Source organism: Streptomyces sp. 8N114 (assembly GCF_052245835.1).
In the GTDB taxonomy this organism is placed as follows: Bacteria; Actinomycetota; Actinomycetes; order Streptomycetales; family Streptomycetaceae; genus Streptomyces.
In genome coordinates this window covers 59,637-85,640 of record NZ_JBQQBT010000023.1, presented here as the reverse complement: position 1 = coordinate 85,640, position 26,004 = coordinate 59,637, and the positions used below count along the sequence as shown (strand labels likewise).

Genomic DNA, 26,004 nt, shown 5'->3' with positions numbered 1-26,004 from the left:
CCTAGACTCGGGGGGCAACATAGTCTCCCGTATTCATACTGAAGAGAAATTCGTCGCCGTAATCAATGAAGGACGAGGTCCTGTTCTCCTCGGCGTACAGTCTGCGCAGCTCGTTCATGCCGGCCGGTGTGGGTGTCTCTAGCTTCACCAAATCTCCGGCCAGTTTGAGGAACGTGTGGCCGTTCTTGTGAACGGCTTCGGCGCTCGAACAGCGCACCACGTATCCCAGGCGGGTCGGGAGCAACTCGGCGTCCAACGTCGAGGGCCGGATTTCGTGCGTATACAGGCGGTTGGTGGACAGCGGCATGAAGAACACGGAGCCGGGGTGGAGGGTCAGGGTGAACTGTTGGGGGAGCGCGACTCCGTCGCGTGTTTCTGTCGGGGCCTTGAGGCGAAAGTGGAGTTTGGTCAGCCCGCTGACACCCTTCGCACCGTAGTCGAAGGCGTCTTCGGCCAGGGACTGCAGCTTGTCGAGCCGGTCATAGAAGGTGCAGAAGGCCATGATGCCATTGACGGGCATGTCCTTGGTCTTGTCGGCATGGGCCGAGATCTTGGCCTTGGACTGCTTGCGCTCGGTCGTGGCGCGGGTGTTGTGGTAGATCTGAGCGAGGACGTGATTGAGTGGTGCCTGGTTTCGGAAGACGGCGGCGGCCTCGCGGTTCAGAGCCTCGACGATGCGTGTGTCGGTCGGGCGAAAGCTCTCGGTCGGCCCCGAGAGGTTCGTGGAGCACCGGAGCAGGCGGAAATGCAGTTCGTCACCGATTCGTGTGACGGGCGTCAGATAGATTCCGCTGCGATGGGCTGTTCCCGGCTTGGTGGACTCCGTCAGGGACTGGAACGTGTGCTCCGCACTGATCTGTCCGAAGTGATCGTCGCCGAGTCCGAAAAAGCGCCGGTAGTACACGCCGACGCCGTGTACGCGGATGGGGATCCGGCCGAGGCCGACGAGGGTCCAAGGTTTTTCGACGTCCTCGTGGTAACCGTGTGACAGCTCCCGGACAACGAATACCCGGGCCGCCGCCTGCAGTTGACGACCGCTGATCCCGGATATATCGCCACACAGGTAGACGGTCTTTTGCGCGAGGTCGGGCGAACCAGAAGCAAGGTCCTCTGGCGTGATTGTGGACCCGAAGAAGTCTCTGATCAAGCCGTTATCTTGCAACATCGAAGGCGCAACCAAGATGTTGCCCGCATCCTCGATGTGGGCTTCTGTCGGCTCTGTTGTGTACATCAAACGGTACCTGTCATTCGCAGATCTTGGCGGATTGCTCAAAACCGTGGACATGGCAACGGCCCGCACTCTTTCATTTGCGTTGCGAAGCGTAAACGAAAGGAGACGGACCGTTGAACCTTGATGCTCTCACGGCGGCTCGACAACGGGCAACGGATTCTGCTGTACGGGGGGTGTGCGGAGCTGCTCGGCGAGGTGTGCACGCCGTCGTAGCGCCTTTCTCAGGTTCAACCTGACCGCACCGGGCCTTCGTGTGCCCCTGGGCTCCCGCCAGCTTCAGGGTCTTCCTTCGCAGCTCGTACCCCAGTTGCTTCCGAAACGGCGCCGCTCTGTCCGGAGACGGGGAAATCTTGGGCTCGCCCGGCTGTTCAGGCGACGAAACAGGTACCGGGAGCCGCGTCTCCGGACTAGTCGGGGAGGCGGTAGATCTTTCGGGCTTCGATTCACCGGCGCAGCCGGGAAGGAGTATCCCTGCGGCCACGGATATGGCTACCGCTCCCGTCGAGTGCAACATGCGCATACCATCCGACCCTCCTTTCCGATGAGACGGCGACGATCATGGTCGAACACCGATGCTGAGACGTTCACCTTACTGATCTTTCGTGGGCTCGGTTACGCCGTCTACGCCGACATCGGATGGGACGGCGAGCAGACATGGCAGACACACGAGCGGGACCTGGCCGTCTCGGCCGTCTTCCGCTCCGGCGGGCATGTGGGGCCGGCTGCCGCGCCGCACCTGCCATCGCTGAAGACGCAACGATCCGCCCCGGCGGCGGTGGAGACTTGGCGCTCGGGACGGCTGACTGAGGGGTGAAGCCGGGCAACCTCGACTCGGCCCTTCCCCGACCGAGACCAGGGCCCGCGTCGGCGATGGCATGCCGATCGGCCCCCAGCGACCGGGGAGGTGAGGTTCGCCTCCTCGCACGACAGAAGCTGGCGCGCCGCGCCGGCGGCACCCACACCCTGCCGGAAACACCAAGTTCACCGACGAGCGCTGGCAGGCAGCCGCGCCCTATCCCGAACCACAGCTCAGGTGGCGTCCCGCACTCTGCGGCGCGTCCGAAGGGTCTCGGCCCGCTGTCCTGGTCTGCCGCAGACCGAACGTCTCGTCGGCACGACTGGTGACGGCCCTGACAGGTGTCAGTACGAAAGGGGCGGGGCTGGAGACAGAGTGGGATACATCCACCGCCCGAGACGGGTGACCGGGGACCGCTTGCCATAGTTCGGTAATTCCGAACCTCTGATCCGGGTGCGCGCTCCATCGCCGACTGACCTGCGATTCCGTAGCGTCGTGGGCACTGTGAACGCGGACAGTGAACGGCATGGGTCCCCACGCCCTGGTCATGGCGGGTGGGGCCCGGCGCTATGGGGCGACGCAGGACTGCTGTGTAGCCGCGGCGCGGCGTTGACATGGCGTGCTGGAACTATCGGAAAGTTCAACTCACGAAAGGAATCTGATGGGCAAGATCGCTAGGAATGCAGTGCGGATAGCCGTGGCCGCCGGTATAACGGCGGCGGTGACTCTGGGGGCGTCCGGGAGCGCTTCGGCCAACGTGCAGGCTGCTCCGCCGCCGGGGTGTACGGGGGGCGATTTCTGTGCGTGGCCGCAGGTGGACTTCGGGGGGAACATGAACTCCTGGTCGCCCAACCACACGGGGTGTGTCGATATGGTGGCGGGGGACGGCTATTACAAGAATTCGTTCCACAACGGCACGGCGCACAAAGTGACGGTCTACAACTGGCGGGACTGCACGGGGGGTTCGGTGACGATCGCCCCCGGTTCGTCCTACAGCGGTATTCAGGGCGGGGCGTGGCGCTACGCCAGTGGGCCGCAACCGGTACGCCCCGGTGGGGCCCAGTAGTGGAAGACCCTGGCGGTCGGGATCCCCACTGTCCGGGCGCCCGCCAGTGACGTGAGCGCCGGCGAGTGAACACACCCGGCCAGAGGCTTCGCGTGCTTGTTTGCCCGTCCGGCGTCGACGTGCCCAGCTCTGCCCTCCGCTTCCTCTCCGCTCGCCTGCAGGAACACCGACAAGCCCTCGGCACCCCCTGGCGGCACCTGAGTGCAGGCCGACAGGCCCTGCTCACACTCGCGCACCTCCGCCGCGGACACACCTATGCCCAGCTCGCGGCCGACTTCGGCGTCGGCACCACCACCGTCCACCGCAATGTCACCGAGCCGTCGAGGTCCTGGCCGCTCTCGCGCCCGCACTCGCTGATGCTGCCAAGGCCGCCTCGACGAAAGCTTTCGTGATTCTGGGCGGGACGCTACTGCCGATCGACCGGATCGCCGCCGACCGGCCCTTCTACCCCGGAAACCACCAGAAGCACGGCATGAACGTGCAGGTCATCGCCGATCCCAAGGGCTGGCTCCTATGGGCCTCGGCTGCCCTGCCCGGGGCTGTCCACGATGTCCGGGGCGGCACGCGAGACCGGCATCATCGACGCACTCGCCGAGGATCGCCCTCAACTGCTGGGCGGACAAGGGATACCGCTGTGCCGGGGCACGGTCCGAGTCCCCTACTGGGGCCGGTGGGGGACCCTTTCCAAGGGTCAGAAGGCGGTCAACCGGTCCCAGGCGAAGATCCGGCCCCGCGTCGAACAGGCTGTCGCCACCCTCCAGTCCTGGCGGCTACTCCAAAAGCTCCGCTGCTCGACCACCCGCATCACGGGGCTCGTCCAAGCGGTTCTCGCCGTGCATCTGGCCTGCTCAGGCTGAGAGGCCAGTCCTTGAGGCGATGTCTGATTCACGGTGAAGGCACTCACGCCTGGTTGATCAGGGACCGGACAGTTGCTGATTACTGCTGAAGCACCCAGCCCCACAACAGTTCAGGCAGAGTCGGCCCTCGTCACATTGCCTTGCGCATCGAAGAGGCGCCGCCGGAGAACCCGGCCGCCATCGGAGAAGTCGACCTCACTGGACAATGTCCCGTCCTGGCGCCACGTCCGATGCGTCCCCACCGGCATGCCGTCTCGGAAAGCCCCCTCGGACTTCAACACACCGTCTGAATACCACTGCCGGTTGGGCCCGTCCTGACGCCCGTCGACGTACCTGTCAGCGAGATCAACGTCCCGGCGGCGTCACGCTCCTCGCCCTCACCGGTGAACGGCTCTCCTCGGTACAGAACCCGGCCATACGGTTCACCTCCGAGCTCCTCCTCGCTGACCCGAATCGCCATCCCGCGACCGCGCTTCCGTGACGACTACGACCGATGCCCTTTTAGGCTGTGCCGCGTTGAACCGATACCTCACGACAACGCGGTCAACCCGCTGGTTGGCCACTTGGGCGCGCAGGCGGGAGTGCCCTTTTGGGGCGCTTTGCCCTTCATGGCTGTCGCTGTCCGCGCTCAACGGTCATACGCAACCGCCGCGGCTGGTGCGTGCCTAGGTACTTGCTGGGCTGGGCCGTACTGCCACTGGTTGCCGACAGGGTCCAGGAGGAATGGATCACGGAGATGGCGACGGCGATCTCCGTCCGTGCTAAGCCTTCGCCGATGCACTTGTGCACGCCCGCCCCGAATGGGACGAACGCCCCGCGGGGCGGGGCGGGGGCCTTCTCCCATCGGTCGGGGTCGAAGGACTGCGGGTTCGGGTATAGCCGTGAATCGCTGTGTAGGGCCAGGGGGCTGAAAACGATGTCCGCCCCGGCGGGCACGCGAATGCCGCCATGACGGAAGGGAGTTCTGGTGCGCCGAGTGAGTACCCACGTCGGCGTGTGGAGGCGGAGGGTCTCCTTGAGGATGTTGTGCAGGTAGGGTGCCTGTTCTTCCGAACTGGCCGCATATGTTCCGGCCGCATCGATTTCACGTTTCATGCGGGAGCGGATATCCGGATGCCGGTGGAGTTCGTAGAGGAGCCAGGCCAAGACTGTGCCGGTGGTCTCCACGCCTGCGAGGAGCATAGTGACCGCCTCGTCCCTTATCTGGGCGTCCGTCAGGGGGGAATGGACTCCGGGCTTCGGCCTGCACAGCAAGGACAGGAGGTCATCCCCGCTGGTGGCGTCGCGCCGTCGAGTGGCAATGATTCCGTCCAGTGCGCCGCGCAGTTCTTGTGCTGCTCGGTCGAAACGGATGCTCCCGGGTGTGGGCAGTCGTCGGATGCGGCCGTCGGGCCGCAGAAGCCGGGGGATGAATCCGCGCAACAGCACGGGCAGGGCGTGGTTGATCTTGGCGATGGTACGGTCACCGGGTTCGGCAGTGAAGAGCGTGCGTATGACGATCCGTGTGGCCAGAGTCCGAGTCCACCGAACGACGTCGACCACATCGCCCGGCCGCCATGCGTCGCACATCGCGGCGGTTTCCGCCTCAGTCAACCGCGCCCAGGACGGAATGTTGCGACGGTGGAAGGCGGGCTGGAGCAGGCGGCGCTGCTGTTTGTGGTAGTCCCCGTTGGACGCGAGCAGGCCGTCCCCCAGGACTGGCCGGGCTCGTTCGAACAGTCTGCCCTTGTCAAAATCGTTCGCGTGCGTGACCAGGACGCGATGCACCAACTCCGGGGAGTTCAGCACGTGGATGAGGCTGGTGCCCACACGGATGGCGGCGAGGTCACCATACGCGCGCAGACCGTGCAAGAACACGGCGGGATCACCAACCAGGGGAAGGAGATGTCCGAGGCCAGGGATGCCCCCCGGCGCCACGGGGGCGGGACGGGCGGCGTCGAGGAAGGGCATGTCAGGGCCCCTTTTCTGTGCGCAGCAACCGCTCACGGCCAGGGGGCGAGGAGATCGTCATCGTAGCCCGGCTCGGCGGCGGAGCGAGTAGACGCCGCGGCGTAACGCGCGGTCGTCATCATCCAGTCGTTGTGTCCTCGCAGCCAGTTTGCGAGCCCCTCGCCGTAGGCGAGGACGGCGTTGGTCTGCGCCTGGTCGAGAAGCAGGTCCGCGCAGACCGTGGGGAGCTCGTCGTGCAGGACGAAGAAGCGGTGGACGCTCTGCCGAACGAGTCGCTCGATCTGCGACGTCGCCTCCGACAGTGAGGAAGCGCCCGTACGCCGCAACACCGCGACGAGGTTGTAGGCATCACCTCGTGCCGCTTCCTTCGCACAGGAGTAGACGTCGTTGGTGATAAAGGGCACCTCGGCGGCGGTCTTGCGCAGCAGTCGCAGATGAGGACTGTGCCAGGCCAGACCCGGGGGTTCCGCGTGGACGAGGCGTTCGACCATGTCCAGGACCGACTCCGTCGCCGCCGTTCCGCCGCGGACGGCGTAGTACTCGTCCAATGCCGGCTCGGGATACCGGTCATGTGCAAGCGCCTCGTAGGACTGGGCGCAGAAGTACCGCTCCCAGTCGTGGGCCGCCCGCGCTCGCCATGCCGGCGTCATGCCGTGCCGGGCCCGTCGCCACAGGTCTGCAAAGGCTGCTGTCAGGGGCGTCTCGCGTCCTGCGCTGCCACGTCCGTGCAGGATGGCGCATAACTCGTCGCATACCGAACGGACGCGGTCGGTTATACCTGTGAGGTCAGGACGGTCGAACTGGTCGTCAAAGAGGAAGTAGAACGCCTTGAGGTCGACGGCCAAAACCAGATCAGCACGGCCGACAGTCGGCCAGCATCGACTGGACAGATCGGCCAGTCTCCATGATCTGTAACGTTCCGTGGCCGCCTCGGAGCGGAGCATGCCGTGCTCACGCAGCCACAGAAGGTTGGCCTGCTCGGCATCGCCTCGATAGGTATTGCTCCGTTCACTGGAAGGAATGTCGAATTGCGGGAGCACGACAGCCTCCTTACCACTGGGTCGGAGCACTGCCGCAGACCCTTCCCAGGACGGACGGTCGCGTACGCTCGGCAGTGATGGCAGCGCGTACCACCGGCGCACGGCACGAAAGGCCACGAACCTGCCGCGCGCCGTCGCTTCACGCCCAAGGACCACCCGAAGGCGGCCGCCGATGCACCGGACACTGCACGCTTCAATGGATGTCCCACCACCAGGCGATCTCGGGGTATGGCGGGGCCGCGGTGTCCTGGGGGTCCCAACGTACGGGCGCATCAACCAGCGTGAACGAGGGCGCCCCGTCAGACTCCAGGTATCGGGGACTGTTAACAGCCCAGTCGAGGACGCAACCAAGCCAGTAGGGGAATCCTGGACGTATCGGGCAAGCGCAGCAACGCCGTGGGCGACGAGGCGCGCCTGCTGACGTAGCAAAAGGCACATCAGGCGGTCGTGAAGCTCCAGGACGGCCGCGATGGCGTCGAGTGGAGAGCACGCGTTGTGGTGTGCGATCAGGGAGACGATGTTCGGGACGCCACTGTCGACTTCCTTGGCCATGCTGAGCAGGTCGTTGTACAGGGGGGCGATGGCGACCATCGTCTCGTTGAACGCACGCAGATTCGGGTGAGCGGCGTCCTGGGGGCGATGTCGTATCTACACCCATTGGGGTCAGCACGGACAGGACCTCGCAGCCGAGATCGAGGTAGCGCATCCGCAGATAGGAGCCGACGGACGGCAGCGGGCCCCGTGTTTGAGGGCCTCGGTCCACAGTGCCGCAGGGAATCATGCCTGGAATGCGGCACGCCAGCGTTCCCACTGTTGCGGGGACAGGCAGCGCGCGAAGCCCTAGGAGACCTTAAAGAGCGCCGCTGCCCAGGGATCTTCTGGGGCGGGCGCGCCGTCTGGTGTGTAGAGGACCTGGGCCATGTCGGCGAAGCGTCGGTTGACGTCGGCCAGCGCGCTGTCTGCGTGGAGCGTCTCGACGTGATCGTCCCGGGCGAGTGCCCAATAGTTCATCAGGCAGGTTGCTTCGAGGACGTCACGGGTGAAGAACGGGAAGCCTGCGGAGGTCATCAGGCCGAAGTTCCCCCGGACCCAGGGGGAGTCGGGAGTGCACAACCCCTTGCGCAGCATCCAGTCGGCACCGTAGGCATCCAACTCCTCGACTGGCATGACCGGGTTGCGTTTGAAAGGCAGGGGGAGTGTAAACCTCCAGGCCGTTGCTGCCTGAGCCGTCCGCCGCTGTGTCGGGGCCGCAAGAGAGCTGACTCACGACGCAGCCTCCTTGCTTTGAATGGTCATGACGTGCACCTCGTGTTGTGCCTGAAGTCAGTGATCCCGGCTGGCGATCAGATGGGCCAGGGGCGGCTAGCTCCGCCGCCGCTGCTTGATCCGGGCGGGCCGCGGGCCAGGCAGTCCACAGCGGCGCGGATGTGACGTTCCGCCTCCCTCGGCCCATTTATACGAGGTGGGCGACTCGCATCAACTCGGGTTGAGCTAGGTGACGTTGATGGGTGTAGCGGGCGGCCGGCTTGGTAGAACCTCCACAGACGCATACTGCGGCAGCAGATCGCAGGTGGTCTGGGAGCGGGTCCAGGCGCCAGCGGGCGGTGATGGTTGCCAGGGCGAGGGCCAGGGAGACGAGGCCGAGTTGATCGCCGATGCATTCGCGCGGCCCGGCCCCGAAGGGCAAGTAGGCGTCGTGTGGAATGTGCGCCATGTTGTCCCGTGCCCAGCGTTCGGGGGCGAAGGTTTCGGGCTGCTCGTACACGTCATGCTGGCTGCGGCTTACTGACGCACGAACTTGACACTGCGCCAGCGCTGCCCCGCTCTTCGGCATCTCCAAGTCGGCGGCCGACCGAGTCATCGGCCACCTCGGCCCGAAGCTCGCACTTCAGCCACGTCGGCGGTTCCGCCAAGGACACCGTGCTCATCGTGGACGGCACCCTGGTCCCCACCCGCGACCGCCCCGTGGCCGAACAGTCCAAGAACTACCGATACTCCACCAACCACCAGGTCGTCATTGATGCCGACCCCCGCATGGTCGTCGTGGTCGGCCGACCGCTGCCGGGTAACCGCAATGACTGCAAGGCATGGGAAGAGTCCGGCGCGAAGGCCGCTGTCGGCAACACACTGACGATCGCTGACGGCGGCTATCCCGGCACCGGACTCGTCATGCCCCACCGTCGCCGCGAGGGTGAGGAACTGTCGGCTGGGAAGGAAGCTGACAACAGTCCTTCAAGCAGGTCCGCGCCCGTGTCGGGCATGCCTTCGCCCGGATGAAGACCTGGAAGATCTTGCGTGACGGCCGTCTCAGAGGCGACGGGCGTGCACCATGCCATGCTCGGCATCGCCCGACGGCACAACCTCACCCTCGCCGGATAGACGAGCGGTCCTGCACAACGACCGCCCATCTCGTGATCGGCCCGAAGACCATTACGGGGCAAAGTCTTAAAGCGTGTTGCACAACGCCATGATCTGGGCATTTCCCTTGTATGCATGGGGGTGTTGAGAGCTGAGCCGTTGTGGGTGGAGACGTTCACGGGGCTGCGGGTGAAGCAGTTCGAGCGGTTGTAGAAGGTGGTGTGGGAGCGAGGTGGCGACGGTCCTCGAATCGGCCGACCGTGGTGTCTGCCGCTTGCCGACCGGGTGCTGATGGATGGAGCTGTCTGCTACCGGACCAACCTGACCATGCCGCAGCTCGCTCCACTGTTCGGAGTCTCGTCGGCCACGGTGTGCAGGGTCATCCAGCGGCTGCGGCCGCTCTTCGCGCTGGGGTCGGTCTCCCGTCCCGTCGATGCTGCGGACGGGCTGTGGATCGTGGGCGGCACGCTGGTCCAGGTCCGTGACCGCGAGGTCGGCGCCTTGAGCCGCAACTACCGGTTCTCGGCGAACGTGCAGGTCATCATCGACGCCGACACACGCCTGGTCGTGGCCACCGCCCGCCCGGGACCCCGGGCGACAAGGCCGACGCCCATGTCTGGCGCAACTCCGGCCTGCCAGAGCAGTGCCTGGGTGTCACGGTGCTCGGCGACGGCGCCTACATCAACACCGGCCTGGTCGTCCCGCACCGCAAACGACCCGGCTGGCCCCTGCTGGCGGGCGAGGATGCCGACAACGCGGAGCATCGCCGGGTCCGTGCGCGAGTCGAGCATGCGATCGGCCGGCTGAAGCACTACAAGATCCTTCGTGACTGCCGACAGCGCGGCGACGGCCTCCACCACGCCGTGCAAGCCGTCGCCCGCATGCACAACCTCGCCCTGGCCGCGTGATCAGAACAGCCGTGACTGGGCCCTGACCTGCAAAATCACGGCACTCCGCAGCACGCTTCAGGCGGAGGCGGCGGCCACGAAGAACGGAATGGCGATCAGGAAGCGGTCGGCCTCGGCGCGTCGGCGCTGCTCGGCGAGCCACTCGTCGGCCTGGTCACGGCCGACGGCGCTGCTCGTGCAGGCCGACTCTGCGAGCCTGGTGAGCAGCGACAGCATCGCGGGGTCGGTGAACACGCTGGTGTGCACCTCAACGGTGACGTCGTTGAAGCCGCCGTCCAGGAGCAGGTTGCGGTACTGGCGGCCGGCGCGGGGCGTGCCCAGGAGGTCGGCGCGGCTGTGCACGATCGTGCGGGTGAGCGCCGCGTCATTCGAGTCGATCATGATGGCGTCCCAGTCCTGCCCGACCAGGACGATCCTGCCGCCCGGGCAGAGGACGCGCCGCGCTTCCGCCACCGCCCGCCTCGGCTCCTGAAGTACGTGGAAGACCTTGTCGGCACGGTAGCCGTGCACGCTTCCGTTGGCGAACGGCAGATCCTCCGCCCCCGCCTCCCAGAACTCGGCCGCCGACCATCGTTCCCGGGCCGCGGCCAGCATCCACGGATCGGGATCCACGCCCACCGCGTGGACGCCGCGCTCGGCCAGCTCGGCGACGGCGCGTCCGGCACCGCAGCCGATGTCCACGACAGTCGAGCTCGGGACGAGAGATAGCAGTTCGTAGGAGCGGGCTCGCAGCAGGCCGGCGCTCGGCATCTGGTCCGCCGCGTCGAGGACGGCCAGCAGCGCCTCGGTGTCGCGGTGCTTTTCCACCGCTTCCTGGTTCTTGGACATGGACGCCAGGCTGCGACTTAATGTCGGCATGAAGTCAAGCGGAGACAACGGCGCGAACGTGATGAGCATCGGCGCCCTCGCGGCACGGTTCGGCCTTGCCACGCACGTCCTGCGGCATTGGGAGTCGATGGGCCTGCTGGACCCCGCACGGGACGCGGGCGGACACCGCCGCTACGGCGCGGACGACCTCACCCGCGTGGCGGCGATCCTCATATTCAAGGAGGCCGGCCTTGGCCTGGACACCATCAGGAGTCTGTGCGCCACCGTCGACCGCGCTACCCGGCACGAGATCCTGCGTGCCGAGGCCGAGGAACTCCGATCGAGAATCGCCGCGGCCCGGGCCTCATTGGAGCTCATCGAGGGCGGCCTGACCTGTGAGTACGAGGACGTCACCCAGTGCCCCAACTACCGGCGGCTCATCGCCGAGCAGGTCGGCTCCCAAGCGCCGGCGCACGGGCGAGCGCGAGGCGGAAAGCCGCCTGCTTCGCGGGGCGATCGAGCACGACCCGGCCCGGGTCGGGCGAGGAGCGTACAGGTGTAACCGACGGCGAGTCGGAGCCGCTTGAGTTCACTCATGACAATGACGACGGGCGCTGACACTGGCCAAGGATCAGAAACACGCATTAAGAGGTCGTTTTCACCTTTAGTGTGGTCTTTCTGCTGTTTTGCGCTCTGCGATGGTGTGGTGCTGGGGGGACTGTAGATGAGAGCGGTGTTCCAATCGGTGGATGGGGTGAAGGATGAGGTTGGAGATGGCTTGTGCCTGTCTCATCCCAGACGCCTATAGCTGTGGTGCGCTTCCACGAAGGAGAACGCGGGCCTGGGCGCACGCGCCTGCTGGCGGTACGCCCAGTTCATGGAGGAACGTCGTGCGTATCCGAGTGATCTGTCCGATACCCGATGGGAGTTGATCGAGCCGGTCCTCTCGGCCTGGCGGGCCGCGGGGCGCCGGCATGCCCTGGACATCGGACGTCCACCCGAGCACGAGCTGCGCGAGATCATGAACGCGATCCTGTACGTGGACCGCACCGGGGTGCAGTGGCGCTGCCTGCCTCATGACTTCCCGCCCTGGGAAACCGTCTACGGCTACTTTGGCAAGTGGCAGAAGGACGGAGTGTTCGCCCAGCTCAACGGTCTACTACGGGAGTTGGTGCGACAGAAAGAGGGCCGCAGCGCCAACCCGTCGGCCTGCGTGATCGACGCCCAGAGCGTGAAGACCTCCACGACCGTTTCCGCGGCGAGTCAGGGCACGGACGCGGGCAAGAAGATATCTGATGCGGAAGAACTGCCAAGCGACCTCCGCGAGTTGAGGATCTGATGGGGGGCGGGGAAAGCGACTGTTTCGCTGTAGTGGACTCGGCGGGTGAGGCAGTGGTGGAGGCAGCCGAGCCTGTGGTTGAAGCGGTTGCGCTGGGCGGCGGTATGGCCGTCGCCGGCCTCGCGTCGGCGGTCGTAGTGGGGCTCTTGCGCCGTCTGAGTGGGCCATGGCGGCAAAGGCCCATACGTAGCCGACGGCGGCCAGCCGCTGGTTCTTGACCTGGCGGGCCAGGACGGCGACGCTCTTGACGGAGGCCCTGGTGATCGGGGCCGATCCGGCGTAGGCCTTGAGGCCCTTGGCGTCGGCGAAGCGGGATCGGTCGTCGCCGATCTCGGCGATCACCCGGGCGCCGCTGAGCGCGCTGAGCCCTGGGAAGCCGGTGATGATCTCGGCGTCCGGGTGCCTGTTAAGGGACTCCGCCGCGGCCTCGGCGAAGTCGTCGGCGCTGGTGCAGGCAGAGTCCAATTGCCGCAGTAGGGCGAGGGTTTGGCGACCCATGGCTTCCTCGACCAGGGGAAGCTGGTGCATCTGCGGGGCACGCAGCGCGGTGAGAAGACGTTCTGCCTCGGCCTCGATGGTGTGCTTGCGGCCGGCCTTCTTCAGTAACGACCGCAGTTGGGCGCGGGTGAGCCGGGGAGCCTGGGCGGGAGTGGGAGCGGCCAACAGGACGCGGGCGATGGGGTGGCAGACGCCTTCGCGGCGTACGCCGACGGCGGCCAGGAAGCCGGGGAAGTACGGCTCTGCGGCGGCGCCACGGAGACTCCGCAAAATCCCGTTGGCGGACGAGGGCGACCACTGCTACGTTTCCGGAGGCCGTGCGAGAGATCGAGGAGGTGGTACCCGTGAACGCAGTATCGACATGGGTGCTCCCCTCCGGGGTCACGGTCGGGCGTTAGACAGGTCGTCCGGGAGCGCCTTTCCAGTGCACTCCCGAAAGGCACGACCATGCATGTCACTTCCGAGCAGCGCCTCGACGACGGCGTCCTCGAACGCGAATTCACCTTTGGTGAGATCCCCGGCATCCTGTGGACACCCGCATCGGCACCCGCATCCGCACCGGCGCCACTGATCCTGCTCGGCCACCCTCCCCTCGGGCTGCGCAAGATGTACCCCCGACTGGTGGCCCGGGCCCGGCATTCCGCGGCGGAGGGCTTCGCCGCGGCCACCATCGAACTCCCCGGAAGCGGCGACCGCCCCCGTTGGCCCGCCGCCGAGCAGGCCCGCGCTGACCTGCGCCGGGCGAGGGAGGCCGGCGAGCCGGTCAGCGACGAGATCGTCGACGCCCTCATCCTCCCGCTGGTCGACAAGGCGGTCCCGGAATGGCGGGCCGTCCTGGACGCCCTCCTGTCGCTGCCTGAGCTCGGCGGCCCGGTCGGGTACTCGGGGGGAGTGATCTCCATCGGCATCCGGCTGGCGGTGGTCGAGCCGCGCATCGTGGCCGCCGGTTTCTTCGCCGGGAGTTTCGTGCCTCGCGCCATGTTCGAGGAGGCCCGGCAGGTCACCGTTCCGCTGCATGTCCTGCTCCAGTGGGACGACGAAGGGAACGACCGGCAGGCGGCCCTGGACCTGTTCGACGCCTTCGGCTCCAAGGAGAAGACGCTGCACGCCAACATGGGCGGGCACACCGGCGTCCCACAGTTCGAGGGAGACGCCGCGGCCCAGTTCTTCACCCGACATCTGAAGTGAGGCCGGGCCGTCAGACCAGCAGCAGACGGTAGCTGATGTCGGCCGGCATGCCGCTCATCGAAGACAGGTACCGGCCCTCCGCAGCTCTCCACACCGTGGGCCTCTGCTGAACTCTCGGCAGGGGCCCGTTCTGCCTGAAGTCATGAACTGTTCGATTCCTGGAGAGCTTCGAGTGCTGCCCAAACTCGTGTACAGGTGCTGTCGGTTCTCGTGAACAAAGCCATGGCCCGGGACCTGGGCATTCCCGACCGTGGAGCGGAAGGCGCGGTTGGGGCACCGACATGGCGCGCGCCTGGTGGGCCTGGGGCCGTCCCGACAGGACCACCCGCGCTCTCCTAGACGACGCCTACCGCGCCAGCCCTGGATGGGCGGCTGCCGCAGCCTGCACTGCCGTTATGAGCGCAAGGACGAACACTTCCTTGCCTTTGTCGGCCTCGCCAGCGCCCTCATCTGCTGCCGGCGCTCCGTCCGCTGAGGAGAACGACCGGAAGCGGGTACAGTCCCGGCGAGCCGATCGGAGCCGGGGGGGCAGCTTGAACAGCGCAATCAGCCAGATCGTGATCGCGGTTCTGGGCGTCGGCGGCACGCTCGCGGCCGCCGTGATCACGCAGCGCGGTGCCGACCGCGCCAGGGCCCGCGAGCTGGGGCACACAAGACAACTCCAGCAAGATGAACGCGAGTACGCCACGCGCCAGGCTCAGTTTGAGGCGCGGCGCACGTGCTATGCCGCTCTCAGCGCCGGCACTCGCGACTTGGCCAACGTGATGGCGAAGGTCCTCCACGCCCTGGAGGAGGGCGAGGTGACCGAGGAGCTGCGGTCAGATCTGGACCGGGCACGCCGCGACCACCGCTTGCGTCACGCCGAGGCCCAGATGGTGCTGCCGGACACCGTGGCGGAGACAGCCAGCACGGCGAACCGCCATCTTGGCGAACTGTACGGCCTGTTGATGCGACTCGACGGAGGCACCGCCCAGCAGGGCGAGAGCCTGGACACCGCGTGGGAGAGCTTCGACAAGCTGTGGGATCCCCTGTGGAGAATGCGCCACGTCATGCGTGTCGACCTCGGGATCACAGCCCCCGACCAAGACCCGTAGGGCAACGCACATATCCCAGTTCGCCAATCAAGCACGCTGCCTCGCGGACGCGGATCAGGCGACGGCCCAGTCGCGCAGTTGACGGGCGACCCGGGCGACGCCGAGGGCTCCGGAGGCCGCGTCGCGTACGAGCGCGACGGCCGCCTTGGGCGGGTAGTCGAGTTCTCGCGAGTTGAGGAGCAAGTAGGCCTCGGTCGCGTGCCAGGCGAAGGCTTCGTTGGAGTGTTCCAGACACGGCAGTTTCGCCAGGGTCTGCAACAGCGCGGCGGCCTTGAGGAAGAGGGAGCCGTAGATGTCACGTTGCATTGCTCTGGCGTTGACCCGTGCGACGGCGGCGTAGAGCGGTCCGAAATCGTCGACTTGCGGATCACCGTCGAGCAGCTCGGCGGCGTGCAGTAGGAACGTGACGTCGAGAGGGGGGAGCGGTTCGGACTGGCTCACGCGGCGCGGCCTCGGTGCTCGAACTCCTGCTGCGCTTCCTGCTCGGCCGCCCTGTGCTCATCGCTGGGATCCACGCTGCTGGGCTCGGCCGCGAAAGCCGCGCCGCTACGGGCCATGGAGGCCTTGAAGTGTTCCAGGAACCGCTGCTCCACGGCGGTCGCCCGGTCGTAGGCCGCTGAGAGGATGTACTCCTGCATGCTGACCCCCGCCTGCTTGGCGGCTGCCGCGATAGCCGCCCGCTGCTCAGGGTCGGGGAAGCGCAGGTTCATCGCTTTGGGGTCCGACATGGCACCTATGGTACCAGCGGTACCACGGCTGCTGGGAGGTGTGGGTGCGCCGATCGTCATCTACCGGCCCTCTCCCTCGGGTGATCGCTGGCCATGAGGTGACGTGCGGGCAGTGCCTGGTTGAGTGATTGCTGGCGTAGCCCGCCGCCCATCGGCCCGGGTCACAGACGAAGGCGATCTCCCCGGCGCTCAGGATCCCTCGTCCCGTGGCACAGGCCACGTGTTCGTTCAGGGCGACGCTGGCCGTAGTGCGTTGTCCGTATCGACCACGAAGGTGAAGGGTCCGTTCAGCTCTGTGGTCGATCGGTCCGTGACCCAGGTGTCGAAGCCATCCGCGGAGCCGCTCCGGCGGCCGCGACTGCCGGGTGGAACATCAGCTTTCAGATCCGTCGGCCCCACATAGCGATAGCTCCGCCCGCACGCTCACCCGGAACATCGAAGACCAGTTGGACCAGTGCAGACTCTCCTGATCGAGCAGCTCGCCGGCGCACTGTCCGGCGCTGTGCCTCTGCTCCTGTCATCGCCACCGGATCGAGGATGCTTCGTCTTCCATATCGCCCATGTGCGCCAGGTTGCCGTGGTAGCCGGTACGCGATCCGTCGTATCCGGGGTCTTCGTAGTAGTTCGCCTGGCAGTTCGAGGAGCCGATGAAGGAGGAGACGACGTCGTCCCACCCTGTGTCGATCTCGTCGATGTCATGGAGCTCGTGCTCAACTCCCTTGTCGCCGTCGCACCCGCCGTCGCCGCGGAGGGTCATCGTGGCCCCGTCCTCGTCACGGTTGAAGTTGGGGTGCTGGTACGACACGGAGAGGATGGGATCAGCCAGGCGCTGCCTGAAGGTCTTGCTCGTGGCCGCCGCGTGCGCGTCCTGCGGAGCATCGGTGATACGGCCTTCGCTGGCGGCGGAGATTGCCTCGCGGAAACTGCCGTAGCAGGCCACAGACCCGTCATCCACGTCTGCCACGCAGTGCGGGCCTCCCTCGTGGCGGTCTGCGGCAGCCTCTTGGGCGGCGTACGCCGGACTGGCGAGCGCCATGCCCAGGAGCAGAGTGGCAGTAGCGACCGGCACCCAGGCCCTTCGTCCTCGCAGAGAGTTCATTGTTCCTCCAACCAGTGCTGTGACGTGGCCCCTCGGGACCGCGCGTTGTGTGTGCTGCAGGCTCTTCCGGCGCGGGCATCGTCCCCGCCGGGCTTTCGACTCTCCGCGGCCCAGGCATTGTCCGGAAGCCAATTCATGGGCGTAGACAACGGGCTTTGGGGCAGCCCCGCTATAACTTCTGCTCAGAGTCAGTTCGAGGACACCGTCGACCTCGACCGCCGAGTTCGACGTCCTCCAGCGCCGTCCGCATGAACTGCTTGGCGACGCTGAGGTAGCGCAGCAGCTCCTCCACTGCCCGGTCGGCGAGCGCGGGATCGGCGCGTAGCGCGGCCAGTTGCTCCGGGTGCTCGAGCAGCGCGAAGGTCCCCAGGGACAGCATGTTCGCGGCGGTGTCGAGCCCGGCTACCAGCAGGATCAGCGCGATCCCCTGCAGTTCCTCGTCGTCCAGGTCGGTCTAGGTGAGGTCGCTGAGCACGTCGTCGGTGGGGTTCGCGCGCTCGGCCGCCACCAGTTGCGCGAGGTAGTGCTGCGTCGAGGTGCAGGCCGCTATCTGGTCCTCGTCGCTCGTCTCCCCGTCCATGAAGGAGCTGACCTGCTCCTGAAGAGGCCGCGGTCCTCGTACGGCACGCCGAGGAGCTCGCAGATCACGACGGCGGGGATGGGCCTGGCGAACGCGGTCAGCCGGTCCGCCGGGGGCCCGGCCTTCTCCATGGCGTCCAGGTGCTCGGCGGTGAGCTGCTCGACGCGTGCGGTGAGCAGCCGCATCCGCCGCACGGTGAACTTGCCCATCAGCGCCTTGCGATAGCGGCTGTGCCGGGGCTCGTCCATGAGCAGGAACTCGCCGGGCGGCGCCGGGGGCACCTCGATGTCGCCGTAGCCGATGAGCGGGTGGTAGCGCAGGAACTCCTTGCGCGAGCTGAACCGGGGGTCGGCCAGCACCGAGCGGACCAGGTCGTAGCCGGTGACCAGCCAGCCGGGCTTCCGACGGGGAAGGTGTAGGCGCTGATGGGGTTGTGCCAGCGCGCGTCGGCCAGCTCTTCCGGCGGGTCGAAGGGGCAGCCGGCCCTGCGCTCCGTCGGCATCGTCGTGAGGGTGTGCAGGGGCTCTTCCATGACCCGTCCCCGTTTCGCGATAGTACGCGTTTGCTGATGCTCGAAAGCTACGGCGGGCTCTGAACGGGCGTCAATCGATTGAATCGTATTTCCGCAGGTGAGGACGGGAAAGTTGATGCAATGACGCTGGGTCCGAACGCAATGATCCGTTGCAATGGATGAGGGTGAAGGCAATACTCGCGGCATGCCAGGAGGACGACTGACCCAGTAGGACCGCCAGCGCATCGCAGCCGGACTCGCCGGCGGGCTCTCCTACGCCGAGATCGCGAGGCGGCTCGGCCACCCCACCTCGACGGTCAGCCGGGAGATCGGACGCAACGGCGGCCCCGGCAACTACCGGCCCCAGCAGGCGCACCGGGTGACGGCCCAGCGGGCGCGGCGCGGCACACCGGCGGCCCCGCGCACGGCCGGGCCGCCGGAGGGAGTGGTGGCTGACGAGATCATCGAAATCGCGGTCCGGACCGGGCTGCCGAGGATGACGGCGCGCGTGCACGTCGACCTGCTGCTGTCCGAGGACGGCAGGCGCACCGCGGCCGAGCTGGCCCGCAGGCTGAACGTCAGCCCCGCGTCCGTCTCCGTGACTGTCAACCAACTCGTCGAGCACGGCTACGTCCGGCGCGAGCGTGATCCGCGGTGGCGTCGCGACGTCTACGTGGTCGACGACGAGGCCTGGTACCACTCCGGTGTGATCAACGCGCGGCAGACGCTCGAGGCGGCGCGGGCCGCGCTGGCGGGGGCGGAGGCGTACGGGCCCGAGAGTCCCGTGGGGCAGCGGATGGGCAAGGCGGGGGCGTTCCTGGAGCGGATCTGCCTCGACCAGATCGAGTCGGCCGACCACTGGCGCGCCCTCCTGGCGTGACGGGTCTCAGAGGAATCACCTGTGGGGCTGGCTGACCAGTTCCTGCTGATCGGAGCTGGCACGCGGCCAGGTGCAGCACCTCGGCGGAGCTTCCCGACTTCGACGGCAGGATGTTCAAGCAGTACGAGCAGCGCTCGAAGTGCGCCCGGTCCTGGGCCAGGTGACGGCCACTCCGCCGGCACGGCAACCGACGCGGGGCCGGCGGAGGGCGGCACGTTCTGACGCCGCTACGGAGGCTACGGGCGCTGGGGACTTGGGTGCGGTGCCGAATGCAAGGGCACCGCACCCCCGCCTGGTGGTGCTACTTCACGATGATGATGCAGGTCACCCGGTTGTTGACGTTGTCGTTGTTGCCCGAGTTGTGGGCCAGGTCCTTGTCGGAGGACTTGGCTGCTGCGTAGTACGCATCACCGAAGCAGTCGCGGTCGACTTTCATATGCACGCCGTACTTGGTGTTGTTCACCATCGAGGTTGCCTGGTCGTTGATGGAGGACGGCAGATTCACCTGGTACCAGGAACCCGGGCGGGGCTTGTGGCGGTATACACCACGCTCGAAGTCGTAGCCCTCGTACAGGCAGAATCGATTGGCTCCGCAGCTGGCTCTGGAGTCGGCCTGAGCGGTCGGGCTGAGGCCGATCAGGCCCACGGTGCTCAGCGTCAGGACGCTGGCCGATATGGCAAGGGTGCGCTTCACGTACGTCACCTTCGATTGCGGGGGGAATTTCCGGCACAAGGCGCGCGCGGGCCACCGCCGTGGCGCCGCGAACCCGTGTGCCGCGGGCAGAGTTCGATGAGATTTCGAACGGCCCGGCGAGACTCTAAGGGATGTTCGGCCATCGAGGCACGGAATGCTGGAGATTGCCTGCTGCCTTCTTCGTTGCCGGTCGGCCGACGACTTCGACCCCCGAGTATCGGGGCAAGCTGACGTAAGGTCAGGTTCTCTCTTCCCCCACTCGGCGGGGTTGAGTGATGGTGAGGTAGTGCCGCGTCAGGCAACGTTCGCCCTGTCGACGATTTCCTGTCGCAGCGCCACGCGCATGTTCTGCAGGTCGCCCAGCAGGGCGTAGTCCTCGATAGCTGGGGCCAATGGCACTCCCGGTCGCTTCGGGGCGGCTTTGAGGTGTTCCCGGTCGATTCGCATGATTCCGCGGACGAAGGGAGCGCGCCGTCACAGCGACGTCGGGACGGTGCGGATCCACCCGAGTGTCCGGAGAACATCGTTCCCATACACGGCCGGGCCCGGCCAGCACTACGACTGAGGGAGCGATAGAAGTGCCCGTTGTGTGGGCCCGGGTGGTTGGCAGACACGCACCCGGAGGTCAGCTACCCACAGGGACATCGGAGGCTGACTGGCTCGGACTCTTCGGCAAGGTGGCCAGGTATTCGGGTCGCTCTTCGACCATGAGGTGTCCGGCCTCGGGGACCACTCCCAGCTCAACGCTGAGTGTGCCGCGCACTGCCGGGCCGAGCCGCCTCCGAGGGAGGAAGACGTCGTGCTCCAGGTGTCGACCACGCGGGGAATTGACCGTGCGGGCAGGGTGGCAGCGCCGGGCGCCCCGTTGGAGCGCGCATGCCGGGCGACCAGTGTCATCCAGCTCACCAATTCCTCGCGCGGTGGATGGCCAGGCACGAGCATGGCGCGCGGGAGTCGGGCGCCGTGTGTGTCGGTGCGGGCCGCAGGAACCAGGCGGCCGATGCGGCCGGCACGGTGGGGGTCAGCCTCAGCCTGGTCAGTCCGCCAGGGGAATCCAGGACGTCGCCGGCCACGTCGCTGGTCACAACCGGCTATCGGGTCCTGCTGGTGGACGTCCCGGGCCGGCCCGGTCTCAGTTCTGGCGAACGTGGTTGCTCCGGCGGCCGGTCGTCCTGGTACCGGGCGTGGCTGAGTGAGGTGATCGAGGAAATTCTCGTCCGAGCCAGTAGCGGTGATGGGTCACTCTTTCGGCGCCGCAATTGCCCTGTCCAGCAATCCCCCCGGATCGATCGGCTCGTGGTGGCGTTGAAGTTGGTGCCCGGGACGAACACGACCGTCGTCGCGCCGAGCCGGCGAGGATCATGTGGGTCTGTGCGCCCTTGGCGGTCACCGTCTTCCGTTCGTGTGGCACCGGCCACGCGGCGAGCTGGTCAAGGCACCAGCGTCGGATGAGCTCCTTGCCGGCCCCCAAGTGGGAAGCGGCCCGCGAGTCGGCGCTCGAGGAAGGCTGCGGCGGGAACCGATGACCTTCTTGACGAGGTCGGCCACGGTGTCGCGCTCATTCGGCTCCCGGGGTCGACCTTTCGGGTGAATATCCGACCCAACCGCCGCCACCGCTTCGGTCTGGAACCCACCAGTCGGCCACACTCCGAGCCGGTAGGCCGCCCGTTCCGCAGACTTCCACACCGTTCGGAACCATGCTGAGAGGAAAGCGCCTCATGATGCCACTGATGATGCTTTTGGGTGCGGTGGGCGGAGCCGCATTGCGTTTCGGCCTCGAAAAGGGGCTCTTCAAGGTGTGGCCTGGTGAACCAGTCCCGTGGGCAGCCTTTGCGGTCAATTTCAGCGGATGCATCGCGTTGGGTGTCTCCTTGGGGAACGTAGTTGCGAGCGACCTGCCGAGTTCGGTGTACGTGCTTTTGGGCGGAGCCATTACAGCGTTCAGCGTCTTCGGGCACGAGCTCCTCACACTGATGCAGGGTGGGCTGCAGGGAACCGGGCTGAGAGTGTTCACCGGCTGGGTGGTTGGTGCAGGGGCGGCCACCGTGGGGGCGTTCGTGGGGATGCAGGGAGCCTAGACCGCCCTGCGTGATCAGTTTGAGGAGCCGCCTGGAGTAGCACCAGGCTGCGGCGAGTCCGGGAAGGACTCGCCGCCACAAATTGCGCCGCCACCGCCACAGTCCTGACCGGCAGCCTCAAGCGGGCCGGGTGGTCTGCCCGGACATGCCGTGCCGAGTCGCGGTCGCCGCAGCGCGGTTTTACTGTGGCGACGCGGCATGAGGCGAGAAGGGCAGCACGAAAGCGGAGCCCCGATGCATCCCGTTTCCGCCGCATCACGGCCCGGGCAGCCGCGCTGGGACGCGACCGGATGAGTGTCTGGGAGGATCACATGGCCGTCGAGATCCAGCCCCTGCTGAAGCCCTCCCGGCTGAAGCGCCGCGGAGGCTTGTGGGGCGAATGTCTGTCGGAGTTCCTGGGAACGTTCGTCCTCATCTCCTTCGGCTGCGGCGTGGTGGCGATGGCGGTCGCGGCACTGCCAGGATCGGGGCGTACCTCAGGGCCCACCACGTTCTTCCTCGGTGCCGGGGACTGGCTGCTGATCACCTGGGGATGGGCCATGGCCGTTGCCCTCGGTATCTACGTGGCCGGCGGTGTCAGCGGGGCCCACATCAACCCGGCGGTGACGCTGGGCTTCGCCGTTCGCCGTAAATTCCCCTGGGCCAAGGTCGTCCCGTACTGGGTGTCGCAGGTGCTCGGTGCCTTGGCCGGGGCGGCGCTGGTCTACGCCGTGTACCACAACGCCATCGACACCTTCGATGACGCCATGAAGGGCCCCAAGACGGGCGGGCACACAGTGGCCTCGTTCTCCATCTTCGGCACGTTCCCGGCGCCGTACTTCCATGGCGGGATCTGGGGGCCCCTGATCGACCAGATTGTCGGCACCGCCTTCCTGGTCATGCTGGTGGTGGCGATCATCGACCTGCGCAACACGGCTGTGAAGGCGAACCTTGGCCCGCTGATGATCGGGTTCGTGGTGGCTGCCATCGGCATGTCCTTCGGGGCCAACGCGGGATACGCCATCAACCCGGCCCGCGACTTCGGCCCGCGCTTGTTCACCTGGATGGCGGGTTGGAAGGAGCTGGCGTTTCCGGGCAGCTTGTCCGGTGCGTTCAGCGGCTACTGGTGGATTCCGATCGTCGGGCCGCTGGTCGGAGGGGTGATCGGGGTGCTGGTGTACGACCTGTTCATCGGGGACGTCTTGCACATCCGCGCCAAGATGGCCGAACCTCCAGAGCCTGGCCGGACACGCCCCACCACCTCCGATGAATCGACCTAGCCCGAGCCAGGGTGTGCGACCGCAGCCTCCGTCGTCGGCGACGGCGCAGCAGTCCTCATCACCGTGAGCAAGGCGAGCAAGGCTTCTTCCTCCGCACTGCGGGCCAACGCCCCGACGCCCGTTTTGGGCCCATCCCGCCTGGATGCCGGTCGCTGGTTGGTCGCTGGTGAAACTGATACCTCGTCACCTGCCGTCACCCGTCGTTGGCTCCCTGCTGACCCTGCTGACCCTGCAGACGCTCATCGACACGGCCGACGCCGTGCTCTTCACGCTGGCCGTCATCAACATCAGTCGGCCTCTACCTCCTCGCACCGGTGCGGTGGTCAAGCGCGAGCTCAACTCCTTCCTGGAGTCCGTCCGCGCACGCAACGCCGGTGAGACGGTCGATGACGGATGACGAAGACCAGGAGTCGGTGAAGACACCGTCTGACCGCTGCCGCGGCCCGGCTCCTGAGCGGGCCCGTGCACACCTCGCGCCTTGGTGTGCACGAGCCCGCTCGCTGGACGCTGACCTACCGGCGGGCGCGGAAGGCCGCAGGTAGTGGTCGATGCGCTACTGGGCGAGCTGAAGATCGAAGGGGTGCTGACTCGTGTGCGAGGTGCGATGAGAGCCTGCTGCGTGTCGCGATGGCACGACCGGCGACGAAAGCGTGTTGCGAAAGGTCATGTTCGGGCAGGTCAGAGCCGGGTTTGTGGCGGGTCTGGTCATGCGGCGAGGGCGAGGTTGTGCATGTGGGCGACGGCCTGGACCGGCGGGCTGAGGCATTCCGGGGTCGTCGCCTACGACCCTCGCGGCTGCTGCGCGGCCTACTTCCCCGAGGCCGACACACTGGTCCCCCTCGACTCGGTGGCCGACACCTCCAACACGCCGACCTCCAAGAGCATCGTGGTACGCCTCGAGCGCTGTGGTTCCCCGCACGCGAGCCGGGGGAGGGTCAGCCCGGATAACCCATCCGGTGGCTGATCTCCTCTGCGCCCTTGACGAGTACCGGGGAGATCTCGCGCATGCGCTCCTCGGTGAAGCGGTACGCCGGTCCCGACGCGCTGATCGCGGCGACGACCTCACCGTCCCGGGAGCGGATCGGGGCCGCCATGGCGTTCAGCCCTGTCTCGAGCTCTTCCAGCGCCAGTGCGTACCCCTGCTCCCGCACCTCTGCGAGGCTCTTCTCCAGCTCCGTCTTGGCAGTGATGGTGTGGGGTGTCTGCTTCCTCAACCCGGACGCGAGCAGATCGGCGCGCTCTTTTGCCGTCAGGTGAGCCAGCAGGACCTTGCCGCTGGATGTGGCGTACGGCGGGGTGAGCCGCCCGACCCAGTTGTGCGCGCCGACCGCGCCCGGACCGCGCACCTGGTAGAGGTTGACCGCATAGTGCTCCTGCAGCACGCCGATGTTGACGGTCTCGCCGATCTCCTCGGCGAGCCGTTCGCAGACCGGCCTGCCCTGCTGGGTGATGTCGATGCGGCCGGTGACCGCGCTGGCCAGGCGCACGATCCCGAAGTCGAGGCGGTACTTTCCCCGCTCGGCTGTCTGCTCGACCAGACCGCGCGCCTCCAGCGCTCCGAGCAGGCGGAACGCGGTCGACTTGTGGACATCGATCTCGGCGGCGACCTCACTGACGCCTGCCTCCCCACGCTCGGCGAGGATCTCCAGGACACTTACGGCACGGTCGACGGACTGCACTCCGCTCCCCGCGGGGCCTGCTGTTCGATTGTGTGCCGTTTGGTTGCTCATGGCGCAACTATACCTACCGGTAGTGCACGCCCCGTGCGCAAGGGCGGGGGAGAAGCGGTGACCGTTTCTGTGTGATCGGCACCATCGCACGGATCAAGCCGGTATCCACCCAGCCGGTATCGGCGGCCCGAGCGGCGGCCCCGGGCCGTCTACGGCGAGGCATACGTGGTGGACGTCATGGGCGGGCTCCGGGAAGGGCGGTGCCGAGGACGTGGCCGCGCCCGTGGGCGGGCGCCGACGACGCATCGAGTGCGTCCGCGGTTCGCCGCGGACCGGTGGGGGGTCGTACCGGTCGAGGCAGACGGATTCCGCGAGGCTCGCCCGGCCACCTGGCGAACCCCCGGACTGCTCGTCCCGTCAGCGGAAGACGACCGTGCGATTGCCGTTGACCAGTACGCGGCTCTGGCTGTGCCACTCCACGGCGCGGGCGAGGACCTGGGCCTCGACGTCACGGCCGATGGTGACCAACTCGTCCGGGTCGTGCGAGTGGCTCACGCGGACGACATCCTGCTCGATGATCGGCCCCTCGTCGAGGTCGGGGGTGACGTAGTGGGCCGTGGCTCCCACGAGTTTGACGCCGCGCACGTGTGCCTGGACGTACGGCCGTGCCCCCTTGAAGCTCGGCAGGAAGGAGTGGTGGATGTTGATGGCCCGGCCGTCGAGGTGCTTGCACAGGTCGTCCGAGAGGATCTGCATGTAGCGGGCCAGCACAACCAGGTCGATGCCGAGTTCGTCGACCAGCCCCAGCAGTTGCGCCTCTGCCGCGGCCTTGCTCTGGGGCGTCACCGGGATGTGGTGGAAGGGGATGCCGTAGTTCTGTGCCAGTGGCTCGAGGTCGCGGTGGTTGGAGACAATCGCGGGGATCTCGATGTTGAGCGCGCCCGTGGACTTGCGGAAGAGCATGTCGTTCAGGCAGTGGCCGAACTTCGACACCATGATGAGTGTGCGGGTCGGGATCGAGGCATCGACCAGCTGCCAGGTGATCTGGTAGGCCTCGGCCACTGGGCCGAAACCAGGGCGCAGATCCTCCAGCGACACGTCTGGATCCGAGACCTCGAAGTGCACCCGCATGAAGAAGCGGTCCTTTGACCGGTCCTCGAACTGCTGGCTCTCCAGGATGTTGCCGGAGTGGCCGACGAGGAAGGTGGTCACAGCGTGGGCGAGGCCCGCACGGTCAGGGCACGACAGGGTGAGGACGAACTCGCGGCCGGGCTGCGGTCGAGGAGACATGGACATCCTCCATTGATGCGTAATACGCAACGCGATGAGTAATGCGCAACATGGTCCAGGGTGGCGCCCGGCTGGTCAAGGGG

The 26,004-nt window shown here is 66.9% G+C and carries 20 protein-coding genes and 11 pseudogenes; 16 read left to right on the top strand and 15 right to left on the bottom strand.

The genetic code is table 11. From position 1 onward, the window contains the following. Position 1: 1 nt before the first annotated feature. Entirely contained in the window at positions 2-1,231 is a 1,230-nt protein-coding gene (locus ACTWQF_RS30700; RefSeq protein ID WP_443282994.1) for a hypothetical protein, read from the bottom strand. A 541-nt stretch (positions 1,232-1,772) separates the two neighbouring features. Here ACTWQF_RS30700 and ACTWQF_RS30695 point away from each other — a divergent pair. The 3 genes and pseudogenes from ACTWQF_RS30695 to ACTWQF_RS30685 all read left to right on the top strand — a co-directional run bounded on the left by ACTWQF_RS30695 (position 1,773) and on the right by ACTWQF_RS30685 (position 3,950). Further along, positions 1,773-2,045: a DUF6228 family protein gene (locus ACTWQF_RS30695; protein WP_443282993.1), complete on the top strand. Its 273-nt coding sequence runs from the start codon at positions 1,773-1,775 to the stop codon at positions 2,043-2,045. 643 nt (positions 2,046-2,688) lie between these two features. Next, on the top strand, positions 2,689-3,093 hold the full coding sequence (locus tag ACTWQF_RS30690) for a peptidase inhibitor family I36 protein (protein ID WP_443282992.1): 405 nt from the start codon (positions 2,689-2,691) through the stop codon (positions 3,091-3,093). 92 nt (positions 3,094-3,185) lie between these two features. Further along, positions 3,186-3,950, top strand: a pseudogene (locus ACTWQF_RS30685) (transposase family protein). 606 nt (positions 3,951-4,556) lie between these two features. On the opposite strand, the gene ACTWQF_RS30680 reads toward ACTWQF_RS30685, so the two are convergent. The 5 genes and pseudogenes from ACTWQF_RS30680 to ACTWQF_RS30660 all read right to left on the bottom strand — a co-directional run bounded on the left by ACTWQF_RS30680 (position 4,557) and on the right by ACTWQF_RS30660 (position 8,654). After that, positions 4,557-5,900, bottom strand: coding sequence for a cytochrome P450 (locus ACTWQF_RS30680; RefSeq protein WP_443282991.1), 1,344 nt, complete (start codon positions 5,898-5,900; stop codon positions 4,557-4,559). Between the two features lie 32 nt (positions 5,901-5,932). After that, on the bottom strand, positions 5,933-6,940 hold the full coding sequence (locus tag ACTWQF_RS30675) for a terpene synthase family protein (RefSeq protein WP_443282990.1): 1,008 nt from the start codon (positions 6,938-6,940) through the stop codon (positions 5,933-5,935). Between the two features lie 447 nt (positions 6,941-7,387). Next, a pseudogene (locus ACTWQF_RS30670) lies at positions 7,388-7,588 on the bottom strand (terpene synthase family protein); the annotation flags it as partial. 192 nt (positions 7,589-7,780) lie between these two features. Then, positions 7,781-8,107: a hypothetical protein gene (locus ACTWQF_RS30665; protein WP_443282989.1), complete on the bottom strand. Its 327-nt coding sequence runs from the start codon at positions 8,105-8,107 to the stop codon at positions 7,781-7,783. Between the two features lie 286 nt (positions 8,108-8,393). After that, the gene (locus ACTWQF_RS30660) at positions 8,394-8,654 is read right to left on the bottom strand and encodes a cytochrome P450 (RefSeq protein ID WP_443283011.1); all 261 of its coding nucleotides are present in this window, start codon (positions 8,652-8,654) and stop codon (positions 8,394-8,396) included. Between the two features lie 75 nt (positions 8,655-8,729). Between ACTWQF_RS30660 and ACTWQF_RS30655 the strand changes: the two are divergent. After that, positions 8,730-9,319 (top strand): annotated as a pseudogene (locus ACTWQF_RS30655) (transposase family protein); the annotation flags it as partial. Between the two features lie 114 nt (positions 9,320-9,433). After that, positions 9,434-10,206: pseudogene (locus tag ACTWQF_RS30650) on the top strand (transposase family protein). A 57-nt stretch (positions 10,207-10,263) separates the two neighbouring features. On the opposite strand, the gene ACTWQF_RS30645 reads toward ACTWQF_RS30650, so the two are convergent. Then, a complete protein-coding gene (locus tag ACTWQF_RS30645) occupies positions 10,264-11,034 on the bottom strand; it encodes a methyltransferase domain-containing protein (RefSeq protein ID WP_443282988.1) in 771 nt (256 codons plus the stop codon). A gap of 28 nt (positions 11,035-11,062) precedes the next feature. On the opposite strand from ACTWQF_RS30645, the gene ACTWQF_RS30640 reads away from it, so the two are divergent. Next, positions 11,063-11,575, top strand: a complete 513-nt coding sequence (locus ACTWQF_RS30640) for a MerR family transcriptional regulator (protein ID WP_443282987.1) — start codon at positions 11,063-11,065, stop codon at positions 11,573-11,575. A gap of 315 nt (positions 11,576-11,890) precedes the next feature. Then, positions 11,891-12,304 (top strand): annotated as a pseudogene (locus ACTWQF_RS30635) (transposase); the annotation flags it as partial. Here the strand turns inward: ACTWQF_RS30635 and ACTWQF_RS30630 are convergent. Further along, positions 12,277-13,087, bottom strand: a pseudogene (locus ACTWQF_RS30630) (transposase); the annotation flags it as partial. The pseudogenes ACTWQF_RS30635 and ACTWQF_RS30630 sit on opposite strands and share 28 nt — an antisense overlap. A 210-nt stretch (positions 13,088-13,297) precedes the next feature. On the opposite strand from ACTWQF_RS30630, the gene ACTWQF_RS30625 reads away from it, so the two are divergent. From ACTWQF_RS30625 to ACTWQF_RS30615, 3 genes and pseudogenes are all read left to right on the top strand, one after another. Next, positions 13,298-14,038 carry an alpha/beta hydrolase gene (locus ACTWQF_RS30625; protein ID WP_443282986.1) on the top strand — a complete coding sequence of 247 codons (741 nt, stop codon included), beginning with the start codon at positions 13,298-13,300 and terminating at the stop codon, positions 14,036-14,038. 361 nt (positions 14,039-14,399) lie between these two features. Then, a pseudogene (locus ACTWQF_RS30620) lies at positions 14,400-14,513 on the top strand (IS5/IS1182 family transposase); the annotation flags it as partial. Positions 14,514-14,571: 58 nt separating this feature from the next. Continuing rightward, the gene (locus ACTWQF_RS30615; protein ID WP_443282985.1) at positions 14,572-15,132 is read left to right on the top strand and encodes a hypothetical protein; all 561 of its coding nucleotides are present in this window, start codon (positions 14,572-14,574) and stop codon (positions 15,130-15,132) included. A 54-nt stretch (positions 15,133-15,186) separates the two neighbouring features. Here the strand turns inward: ACTWQF_RS30615 and ACTWQF_RS30610 are convergent, their stop codons facing one another. The 4 genes and pseudogenes from ACTWQF_RS30610 to ACTWQF_RS30595 all read right to left on the bottom strand — a co-directional run. Then, positions 15,187-15,573 (bottom strand): fic family toxin-antitoxin system, toxin component, encoded by a 387-nt coding sequence (locus ACTWQF_RS30610; RefSeq protein WP_443282984.1) that lies wholly within the window; start codon positions 15,571-15,573, stop codon positions 15,187-15,189. Then, positions 15,570-15,860 carry a type II toxin -antitoxin system TacA 1-like antitoxin gene (locus tag ACTWQF_RS30605; protein ID WP_443282983.1) on the bottom strand — a complete coding sequence of 97 codons (291 nt, stop codon included), beginning with the start codon at positions 15,858-15,860 and terminating at the stop codon, positions 15,570-15,572. The genes ACTWQF_RS30610 and ACTWQF_RS30605 overlap by 4 nt, the downstream gene beginning before the upstream one ends. Before the next feature lie 517 nt (positions 15,861-16,377). Next, complete coding sequence (locus ACTWQF_RS30600) at positions 16,378-16,824, bottom strand: hypothetical protein (protein WP_443282982.1); 447 nt, start codon at positions 16,822-16,824, stop codon at positions 16,378-16,380. 349 nt (positions 16,825-17,173) lie between these two features. Continuing rightward, a pseudogene (locus ACTWQF_RS30595) lies at positions 17,174-18,071 on the bottom strand (cytochrome P450); the annotation flags it as partial. A 223-nt stretch (positions 18,072-18,294) separates the two neighbouring features. On the opposite strand from ACTWQF_RS30595, the pseudogene ACTWQF_RS30590 reads away from it, so the two are divergent. Both ACTWQF_RS30590 and ACTWQF_RS30585 read left to right on the top strand, forming a co-directional pair. Then, positions 18,295-18,378, top strand: a pseudogene (locus tag ACTWQF_RS30590) (helix-turn-helix domain-containing protein); the annotation flags it as partial. Positions 18,379-18,429: 51 nt separating this feature from the next. Beyond that, complete coding sequence (locus ACTWQF_RS30585) at positions 18,430-18,930, top strand: MarR family transcriptional regulator (protein ID WP_443282981.1); 501 nt, start codon at positions 18,430-18,432, stop codon at positions 18,928-18,930. Positions 18,931-19,231: 301 nt separating this feature from the next. On the opposite strand, the gene ACTWQF_RS30580 is transcribed toward ACTWQF_RS30585, so the two are convergent. Continuing rightward, complete coding sequence (locus tag ACTWQF_RS30580; protein WP_443282980.1) at positions 19,232-19,624, bottom strand: peptidase inhibitor family I36 protein; 393 nt, start codon at positions 19,622-19,624, stop codon at positions 19,232-19,234. Between the two features lie 1,718 nt (positions 19,625-21,342). Here ACTWQF_RS30580 and ACTWQF_RS30575 point away from each other — a divergent pair. The 4 genes and pseudogenes from ACTWQF_RS30575 to ACTWQF_RS30560 all read left to right on the top strand — a co-directional run. Continuing rightward, complete coding sequence (locus ACTWQF_RS30575; RefSeq protein ID WP_443282979.1) at positions 21,343-21,702, top strand: FluC/FEX family fluoride channel; 360 nt, start codon at positions 21,343-21,345, stop codon at positions 21,700-21,702. A gap of 311 nt (positions 21,703-22,013) precedes the next feature. Next, positions 22,014-22,961: an MIP/aquaporin family protein gene (locus tag ACTWQF_RS30570; RefSeq protein WP_443282978.1), complete on the top strand. Its 948-nt coding sequence runs from the start codon at positions 22,014-22,016 to the stop codon at positions 22,959-22,961. Positions 22,962-23,178: 217 nt separating this feature from the next. Beyond that, positions 23,179-23,383, top strand: a pseudogene (locus ACTWQF_RS30565) (D-alanine glycine permease); the annotation flags it as partial. A 316-nt stretch (positions 23,384-23,699) separates the two neighbouring features. Next, positions 23,700-23,925, top strand: a pseudogene (locus ACTWQF_RS30560) (hypothetical protein); the annotation flags it as partial. On the opposite strand, the gene ACTWQF_RS30555 reads toward ACTWQF_RS30560, so the two are convergent. Both ACTWQF_RS30555 and purU read right to left on the bottom strand, forming a co-directional pair. Further along, positions 23,897-24,691, bottom strand: coding sequence for an IclR family transcriptional regulator (locus tag ACTWQF_RS30555; protein WP_443282977.1), 795 nt, complete (start codon positions 24,689-24,691; stop codon positions 23,897-23,899). The pseudogene ACTWQF_RS30560 and the gene ACTWQF_RS30555 sit on opposite strands and share 29 nt — an antisense overlap. A 357-nt stretch (positions 24,692-25,048) precedes the next feature. Further along, positions 25,049-25,921 (bottom strand): formyltetrahydrofolate deformylase, encoded by an 873-nt coding sequence (purU, locus tag ACTWQF_RS30550; RefSeq protein WP_443282976.1) that lies wholly within the window; start codon positions 25,919-25,921, stop codon positions 25,049-25,051. Between the last annotated feature and the right edge of the window lie 83 nt (positions 25,922-26,004).

What these genes read in the sequence shown, in the direction of transcription:
- ACTWQF_RS30700 (WP_443282994.1), bottom strand. Translation starts at nt 1,231, where the DNA reads ATGTACACAACAGAGCCGACAGAAGCCCACATCGAGGATGCGGGCAAC.
- ACTWQF_RS30695 (WP_443282993.1), top strand. Translation starts at nt 1,773, where the DNA reads ATGAGACGGCGACGATCATGGTCGAACACCGATGCTGAGACGTTCACC.
- ACTWQF_RS30690 (WP_443282992.1), top strand. Translation starts at nt 2,689, where the DNA reads ATGGGCAAGATCGCTAGGAATGCAGTGCGGATAGCCGTGGCCGCCGGT.
- ACTWQF_RS30680 (WP_443282991.1), bottom strand. Translation starts at nt 5,900, where the DNA reads ATGCCCTTCCTCGACGCCGCCCGTCCCGCCCCCGTGGCGCCGGGGGGC.
- ACTWQF_RS30665 (WP_443282989.1), bottom strand. Translation starts at nt 8,107, where the DNA reads ATGCCAGTCGAGGAGTTGGATGCCTACGGTGCCGACTGGATGCTGCGC.
- ACTWQF_RS30660 (WP_443283011.1), bottom strand. Translation starts at nt 8,654, where the DNA reads ATGGCGCACATTCCACACGACGCCTACTTGCCCTTCGGGGCCGGGCCG.
- ACTWQF_RS30645 (WP_443282988.1), bottom strand. Translation starts at nt 11,034, where the DNA reads ATGTCCAAGAACCAGGAAGCGGTGGAAAAGCACCGCGACACCGAGGCG.
- ACTWQF_RS30640 (WP_443282987.1), top strand. Translation starts at nt 11,063, where the DNA reads ATGAAGTCAAGCGGAGACAACGGCGCGAACGTGATGAGCATCGGCGCC.
- ACTWQF_RS30625 (WP_443282986.1), top strand. Translation starts at nt 13,298, where the DNA reads ATGCATGTCACTTCCGAGCAGCGCCTCGACGACGGCGTCCTCGAACGC.
- ACTWQF_RS30605 (WP_443282983.1), bottom strand. Translation starts at nt 15,860, where the DNA reads ATGTCGGACCCCAAAGCGATGAACCTGCGCTTCCCCGACCCTGAGCAG.
- ACTWQF_RS30575 (WP_443282979.1), top strand. Translation starts at nt 21,343, where the DNA reads ATGATGCCACTGATGATGCTTTTGGGTGCGGTGGGCGGAGCCGCATTG.
- ACTWQF_RS30570 (WP_443282978.1), top strand. Translation starts at nt 22,014, where the DNA reads ATGGCCGTCGAGATCCAGCCCCTGCTGAAGCCCTCCCGGCTGAAGCGC.
- ACTWQF_RS30555 (WP_443282977.1), bottom strand. Translation starts at nt 24,691, where the DNA reads ATGAGCAACCAAACGGCACACAATCGAACAGCAGGCCCCGCGGGGAGC.
- purU (WP_443282976.1), bottom strand. Translation starts at nt 25,921, where the DNA reads ATGTCTCCTCGACCGCAGCCCGGCCGCGAGTTCGTCCTCACCCTGTCG.